Source organism: Halanaerobiales bacterium (assembly GCA_035270125.1).
Lineage (GTDB): Bacteria > Bacillota > Halanaerobiia > Halanaerobiales > DATFIM01 > DATFIM01.
Window position 1 is genome coordinate 1 of sequence record DATFIM010000060.1, and the last position, 8,223, is coordinate 8,223.

Genomic DNA, 8,223 nt, shown 5'->3' on the forward strand with positions numbered 1-8,223 from the left:
TCTTTTCATATAACTTAGAGTACGCATATTATGCAATCTATCAGCTAATTTTATTAATACCACTCTTATATCCTCAGCCATAGCTAAAAACATCTTACGTAAACTTTCAGCCTGATGTTCTTCTTTTGAATTAAAATTCATCCTTGTAAGTTTTGTTACTCCATCCACTATTAAAGCAATTTCTGATCCAAATTTTTCTTCAATATCATCACTTGTTATCTCAGTATCTTCAACTACATCATGTAACAATGCGGCTGCTATTGAAATTATATCAAGTTCAAGTCTAGCTAAAATAAGAGCAACACCTAAAGGATGCTCGACAAAAGGCTCACCTGAAATTCTATATTGGCCTTCGTGGGCATCTTTAGAATACTCATACGCCTCTCTTACTAAAGATAAATCAGCATCCTCCATATATTCATTTAATTGATTTATAAGTTGCTCTAGCTCCATTATAATCCCTCAGTCTTTTAGAAGGCTGAAAACATCATAACCTTTCAGCTTATCCCTTCCATTTAAATCTTCTAATTCAAGCAAAAATCCAATACCTACTATATCTCCACCCAATTCTTCGACCAGTTCACAGGAAGCCTGTACTGTACCTCCAGTAGCGAGCAGATCATCTATAATTAAAATCTTATCTCCTTCTTCAATTGCATCACGATGTAATTCCAATTCATTGCTTCCATATTCCAAATCATATGAAGTTGTAATTTTATCAGCAGGTAATTTGCCAGGCTTTCTTATTGGTATAAAGCCCTTTTCCATAGCATAGGCTAACGGAGTACCGACTATAAATCCTCTTGATTCAATACCTACTATGTAATCAATCTCAACATCCTTATAATTATCTTTTATGGAATCAATAGCATACATGAAAGCATCTTTATCCTTTAACATAGGTGTAATATCTTTAAACATAATACCTTCCTTGGGAAAATCAGGTACATTTCTTATATAACTTCTAAGATCCATTTTTATCCTCCTCTAGATAATTATTAATTTCATCTATCAATAAAAATATATTTTTATTGAAAGCAATTTTTGTAAAATAATTAAATTTTTCTATAAAAGAAGTGTTTTTATTATACCGTAAAGAATCTGATAAGTCCAATTTAGTCTTAGGTTTTGAGTTTAGATGAATTTTATTATCTATTTTTTTAATTAAATTTAATTCAGAAAAAATTTCCAGACTTTCATCTACAAATTCCTCTTTAACATTTAATTCATCTTTAGTTATATCAATTAATTTATTATAGCTAATATTTTCATTATTTCTATTTAATAATTTATAAAATTCAACCAGGTTTTTTCTAGTAGCAACTCTCTTTTTTAAAGAATTACACTTTTTATAAAAATCATCTTCACCATAAAGTAAATAAACATCAAGGTGCTCATCAATATCATTTAATGATTTTTTAAAATTAATCAATGATTCAGGTACAGAAAAAAAGAATAAAATATCCAGATTACCCATTTTAATTTTATCCATATCATTGTATATTTTTATATTATAATTCTTTTGAGAAATATTAAATTTAGAATATATATTTTCATCAAAATTTTCATCAATATATATTGCAATATTTTTTTTATGTTTTTTTAATTTTATAGTATTATAAATATAATTTAGTTTTTCGTTACACCCTCTTTTATCAAAAAAACTAAAATTATTACTTCTAAACACTATAGGCAATTCATTAGGGTTTTCTTTAAACTTAATATCCTTTACCTTTAACTCAATGTTTTTCTTTCCCTTCCAATCATTTAAAGAAAGATTAAAAGCAATATCAATCTCTGAATTTAAAATTTCAGGATACAAATCACCTTTGTTGAAAGCTATTCCTTTTACACCTTTTTCAGTTTCAATTTTTAAATGTTTATTTTCTTTACCAACCTGATATGCTTTTTTTAAATTTACATTTTTAATCGCTAATACTGGTTTAGAATTATCAATTCCAAATGGACTCATCTTTTCTATTGTGGAATATAAATTATAATTAATATCCTTTTCTTCTATAATTGAATCAATTTTTTGTTCTGGAATAAATACATCATCAGTTAAATGTTTTTGTAAATATTTATTAAAATGAGAAGCAAAATCTTCAATATTTTCTCTTTTTATTGATAAACCTGCAGCTTGAGAATGACCACCATAATCTATAAAGAAATCAGAGTTGTCTTTTAGGGCTTCAAATAAATTTAAATATTTTATACTCCTGGCTGAACCTTTACCCATTCCATTTTCATCTGTGGCTATCATTATGGTAGGTCTATAATATTTTTCTACTAATTTTGAAGCAACAATTCCAATAATTCCAGGATGCCAGTCATCAGAAAACAATACTAAAGCATAAGTTTTTTCTTTATTTTTTTCTAATTGTTTATCAGCCATAGTTTCTGCTTCTTTCAATATTTCTTTTTCTCTTTTTTGTCTTTCTCTATTTAATTTTACAATTTTATCAATTAATTCTTCAATTTTTTCAGGGTTACTATTAGTTAATAATTCTACACCTGTTTCAGCATTTTCCATTCTTCCCGAAGCATTAAAAGGTGGGGCAATCATATAACCTATATGCCCGGTGGTTATTTTTTTATTTTTTAAACCAAGTTTTTCTTTTAATACTTTAAATATTTTTCTTTCATTCTTGTTAACCAATTCCAAACCTTTTTTTACCATGATTCTATTTTCAGAAGTTAAAGAAACAATATCGGCAATAGTACCAAGAGCAACAATATCTAATTTATTTTTTAATATATCTGTCATGTCATTTTTTTCTTTGTATTTTACAATACCCTGACACAATTTAAAAGCTACCCCTACACCTGCTAATTTTTTGAATGGATAGCTACAATCCTTAACTTTAGGATTTAATATACAATCAGCATCTGGCAATTTATCACCTGGTTGATGGTGATCAGTTACAATTGTTTTTAAATTATTATTTTTAGCCATTTTTAATTCCTTGTAGGCTGTTATTCCACAGTCCACTGTAATCATCAAATCATAATTTTTAGAAATTATTTTTTGTACAGCCTCAATATTAAGACCATATCCCTCTTCCATTCTATCAGGAATATAATAATCTATTTCATAATTAAAATATTCTTTGAAAAATAAATATAAAAGTGAAGTTGAAGTTATACCATCAACATCATAATCACCAAAAACAATTATTTTGCCGTCATTTTTAACAACATCTAAAATCATAGAAATTGATTTTTTCATATCAATAAAACCAAAAGGGTTACACAAATCAGATAGGGATGGGTTTAAAAAATTTTCCTCTTTTGATTTGGATATACCTCTTTTTTCTAATATCTTTCTTACTATATCATTATTCTCATTATTACTCTTTTTTATATACCATCTCTTGCTTTGCATTTTTAATCACCAATTTTATTTATTCCATAATAATTAGAGAAATCCTCCAAATTATTTTTCTTTTTCATTATTATTTTTCTTTTTCTTTGTATCAATCTCTTTTCTGTGTTCTAGTTTCTTTTCTAAATCTTTAATTTCATTTTTTAATGATTCTTTTTCTTCTTCCAAATTTTTAATTTCTTTTTCTAAATTCTTCTGTGCTTTTTTTATTTTTAATTGTTTAAAAGAACTAATAACCCACATGATTAAAGCACCTAAAACTGCAGCTCCAAAAACGACAACTACCAATGAAGTAGAAAATTCCCAACCAAAAAATAATAAAGATACAGGCCCAGCATTTTGAATCGAAAATATTGCAACAATAATCGCAAAAACCAAAGCAATAATTAAATTCTTTTGCATAAAAACCCCTCCTGTTAAAATTTGCCGGATCTAAAAATAGTTATAACCAGCCAGAGACCTAACACACCAGCAGAAGTATATCCCAAGAAACCTAAAAGTGGTATTCCAAATATATGAGGAGCGATATCAGTTTGTAAAATCATACTGGAACCAATCAAAAGTGCTGATACTATTAAACTTACTGACAGTCTATTAGATACAATATCAAGTTTTTTAATAAGAGGTTCTAAATTAGTATGTTCAAATTTTATAGATAAGTCATCATCAACTATTTTAGTTAATAATTCCTCCATTTCTTTAGGTACTCTTTTTCCTGTTTTCCTAAATTTCCAAAATATATTAAAAATTCTGCTTGCTAAATTTTTAGGTTTTAACCTATCTTCTACTAAATCTTTTATGAATCTTTCTTTCATATTAAATATATTGAAATTTGGATCTAAAGAAGTACCCACTCCTTCACTAACAGCCATAGCTCTCATTAATAGGAAAAATTCTGAGGGTAATTTTATATGAAATTTATAAATCAATCTCTGTAAATCTTTATTAATAGAACTTAAGTCAATTTCACTTAATTCTTTACTATAATATCTGTTCAATAAATCTTCGAATTCTAATATTAATTTTCGTCTATCAATATCCTGATCAACAATGCCTATATCCATAATTTTATCTACTATTATTTCAGTTTTTTTCCCTAATACTGCCAGAAAAATAGTAGTAAAAGCATCTTTATCTTTTTGAGTTATATGTCCGGCAAGACCAAAATCTAGATAAGCTATTTTATCTTTATCAACAACAAATATATTACCAGGATGAGGATCACCATGAAAAAAACCATCAATTAAAATTTGTTTAAATAATGCCCAGGCTCCAAGTTCGGCTATATATTCAGCATCAATATCCTGATGGTCTGGATCTACTTCAGACAATTTTGTTCCTTTTACTTCTTCCATAACTAAAAGTTTTTTTGATGATATTTTATCATAAACTTCTGGAATTATTATATGAGAATTATCTTTAAAATTGTTCTGAAATTTTTTGATATTAGAAATTTCTTTTTTAAAATCAATTTCTTTTTTTATCTCTTCTTCAAATTGAGAAATAATATTATTGGGTTCAATATAATCAGGTATAATATTTCTGTTTTTTAAAACATTAGCTAAGTTTTGAAGTATTTCAATATCTGCTTTAATTTTTCTTTCTATACCTGGTTTTTGAATTTTCAAGATAACATTTTGCCCATTTTTTAATTTTGCTTTATGTATTTGAGCTATAGAAGCTGCTGCTTGATATTCTTCATTTACATATTCAAAAGTTTTCTTATAATCTTCTGATAATTCTTCATTTAATACCTTTTTTATTTTAGCAAAAGAAATTCCTTCTACTTCATCCTGCAATTTACTAAATTCAGTAATAAATTCAGGAGCTATTATATCAGCTCTGGTACTTAAAATTTGGCCCAATTTGATAAAAGTCGGACCTAATTCTTCTAAAACTAATCTTGTTCTTTTAGCTAAATTTTCTTTGTTAAAATCACTATCATGTTTTTTTAGTCTTTTTTTGAAAGGAAGATATTTTTTTAAATCTAAAACTTCTAGCAAAAATCCAAATCCATTCTTTAATAAAACCTGAGAAATTTCTCGATATCTTTTAAAATGTTTATATCGATTAGCCAGATTAAATCTCATAATTTCCTCCTTTCAAAAAAAACAAAATATATTAAAAGAAATATAACCCCCAAAAAGGGGATTATATGCTTTTTAAATATTAATGATTTTAATTATTTATTTCTTTGTTATTTTTTGGGTCCAGGTAACTAATAATGGGCTAGCTACAAAAATTGAAGAATAAGTACCAGCAAACATACCAATAAATAAAGCTAACATAAATATTTTAAGTGAAGCTCCCCCGAAAAAATAAATAGCTAAAATAGTTATCAAAGTAGTTAAAGAAGTATTAATTGAACGAGGCAAAGTATCAAGAACTGCAGTATTTGCTTTTTCAACAAAAGGAGTCCGCCTCATTAATTTCATATTTTCTCTAATTCTATCAAAAATTACAATAGTATCATTAATTGAATAACCTATTATTGTTAATAAAGCAGCAACAAAAGCAGTATTAATTTCTTTTTGCATTATAGCAAAAAGCCCCAATACTATACTTACATCATGGAGTAACGTGATAATGGCAACAATGGCAAATCTAAATTCAAACCTCATACTTATATAGGCAACAATCGCTAAAGAAGCAATAATAATTGCAAAAATAGCATTTCTTCTCAATTCTTTACCAATAAGAGGACCTACCATATCACTTCTGATCATATCAGTTGATGAATATTTATTTTCTAGTACACTCTCTACACTGGAAATTTGATCAGTATTTAATTCTTCTGTTTTTATGATTACTCCTGGTCTACCGTCTAAATCAGTTTGCTGTAATTGGGGATCAAGAGAAAATTCTAGATCAGATAATGTATCTCTTATTTCACTATTAGTTACTTTATTATCAAAAGTAAACTCTAATATTGTACCTCCAGTAAAATCGATACCAAAATTCAAACCATTAAATAACAGAAAAACAAATCCAACAAGAATTATTGCAATTGAAATTGTATACCATGTTTTTCTTTTTCCCATTATATCCATAATTTATTGTCCTCCCCTTACACCAAATGCCTTATCACTTTTTAATAATTGTGTATTTGAAAATAGATCTAGTAAATTTCTTGTAACGAAAAATGCTGTAAACATACTTACTGCAACACCTATTCCTAAAGTAACTGCAAATCCTCTTACTGTACCACTTGTAAAATAAGCTAAAATTAATGCAGTAATAATAGTAGTAACATTTGCGTCTAAAATAGTAGTATAAGCTCTCTTAAATCCAGAATCTATAGCTGAACGCAGTGTTTTTCCACTTTTAATTTCATCTTTTATTCTTTCAAAGATAATAATATTTGCATCTACAGCCATACCTATTGATAAAATCAATCCTGCTATACCTGGCAAAGTAAGGGTTGCCTGTAATCCCGCAAGAGTACCCAATAAAAACAATCCATAAATTGCTAAAATAATAGCAGCTAATATACCAGGAAATCTATAATAAAATACCATATAAATTCCTACTAATAAAAGCCCAATTAATCCTGCTGTAAGACTTTTATCAATTGCTATTTCTCCTAGAGTAGGACCTACAGTACTTCTGGCTATAACTTCAACCGGAACTGGTAAAGCACCTTCTCTAATTAAAATAGCATCTTCACGTGCTTCCTGTACACTACTATAACCGGTTATTTGTCCTCCGGAGCCGGATATTACTGATTGAACAGTAGGATTTGTCAGTCTTTCATCATCAAGATAAATTCCCATTTTTTGACCTAATAACCTTCTTGTTACTTCTTCAAATTTTTCCTGTCCATCCTGTGTTAATTTAAAAGCAACAACCGGTCTACCATATTGGTCATAATCAGCACTTGCATCATTTATTACATCACCGGTCATAACAACTTCTCCATTGGGATTCTTAAATGTTAACATTGCAGTACGTCCTATTGTATCTATAGCTTCATTTGGATCATCAATGGCCGGAAGTTCTACAATTATTCGTCTTTCTCCCTGACGTTGAATAACTGGTTCAGTTAAACCTAATTGATTTACTCTTCGTTCAATAATATTAATAATTCCACTCATAACATCATCATTGATTTCTCTATTTTCTGTTTCCTGAGCCTGTAAAACTATATGAGCTCCTCCCTGTAAATCCAATCCTAGATTAATTCCATAAAAAGAAAATAAAAAATAGGCAAATCCAATTAATGCTATAATTAATACTAATTTTAATGTCTTTTTTTGTTTATATCTCATTCTTCAAGAGCCTCCTAACTTTATTGCACAGAACTTATTTCATTTATATTATATTCATAACTATCAATTACTCTCATTTTATTTATTGGCCAATAGACCCAAAAAGCCTTACCAGCAATTGAATCATATTCAACATAACCAACTATAGATGGATAACGACTATCAGCACTATGATTACGATTATCTCCCATAACAAATACACTGTTTTCAGGAACTTTATATGAACCAAAATTTCCATTCATATACTCATTAATATATTCTTCTTTTATTGGTTCCCCATTAATAAATGTTTTCCCTTCTCTTATTTCAATTGTATCACCTGGCAAACCAATTACTCTTTTAATATATTTTTTATCTGAATCCCCTCGAGGAGAAAAAACAATTATATCTCCTCGTTCAGGTGGGTGAAATCTATAAATAAATTTATTCACAAAAAGTCTTTCTCCATCATGTAAAGTAGGTTCCATTGAGCGACCATCTACTACAAAAGATTGAGCTACAAATGTGATTATAAAAAATGCTAAAATCGCAGCAATAACAAGTGACTGTATAAGTTCTTTAATATCTGTG

At 27.8% G+C, this 8,223-nt stretch carries 8 protein-coding genes; all 8 read right to left on the reverse strand.

Translation table 11 applies throughout. From position 1 onward, the window contains the following. Positions 1 to 453 (reverse strand): HD domain-containing protein (locus VJ881_03200; GenBank protein HKL75051.1); only part of this gene is annotated, 453 nt, incomplete at its 3' end. A gap of 9 nt (positions 454 to 462) precedes the next feature. Then, positions 463 to 975, reverse strand: coding sequence for an adenine phosphoribosyltransferase (locus VJ881_03205; GenBank protein HKL75052.1), 513 nt, complete (start codon positions 973 to 975; stop codon positions 463 to 465). Continuing rightward, on the reverse strand, positions 965 to 3,385 hold the full coding sequence (gene recJ / locus VJ881_03210; GenBank protein HKL75053.1) for a single-stranded-DNA-specific exonuclease RecJ: 2,421 nt from the start codon (positions 3,383 to 3,385) through the stop codon (positions 965 to 967). Before recJ ends, VJ881_03205 begins: the two co-directional genes overlap by 11 nt. Before the next feature lie 51 nt (positions 3,386 to 3,436). Then, complete coding sequence (locus VJ881_03215) at positions 3,437 to 3,787, reverse strand: LapA family protein (protein HKL75054.1); 351 nt, start codon at positions 3,785 to 3,787, stop codon at positions 3,437 to 3,439. A gap of 14 nt (positions 3,788 to 3,801) precedes the next feature. Next, positions 3,802 to 5,475, reverse strand: a complete 1,674-nt coding sequence (locus VJ881_03220; GenBank protein ID HKL75055.1) for an AarF/UbiB family protein — start codon at positions 5,473 to 5,475, stop codon at positions 3,802 to 3,804. A gap of 96 nt (positions 5,476 to 5,571) precedes the next feature. Further along, positions 5,572 to 6,435 carry a protein translocase subunit SecF gene (gene secF / locus VJ881_03225; GenBank protein ID HKL75056.1) on the reverse strand — a complete coding sequence of 288 codons (864 nt, stop codon included), beginning with the start codon at positions 6,433 to 6,435 and terminating at the stop codon, positions 5,572 to 5,574. A 3-nt stretch (positions 6,436 to 6,438) separates the two neighbouring features. Next, entirely contained in the window at positions 6,439 to 7,653 is a 1,215-nt protein-coding gene (secD, locus tag VJ881_03230) for a protein translocase subunit SecD (GenBank protein HKL75057.1), read from the reverse strand. Between the two features lie 20 nt (positions 7,654 to 7,673). Beyond that, complete coding sequence (gene lepB / locus VJ881_03235; protein ID HKL75058.1) at positions 7,674 to 8,216, reverse strand: signal peptidase I; 543 nt, start codon at positions 8,214 to 8,216, stop codon at positions 7,674 to 7,676. Positions 8,217 to 8,223 lie beyond the last annotated feature (7 nt).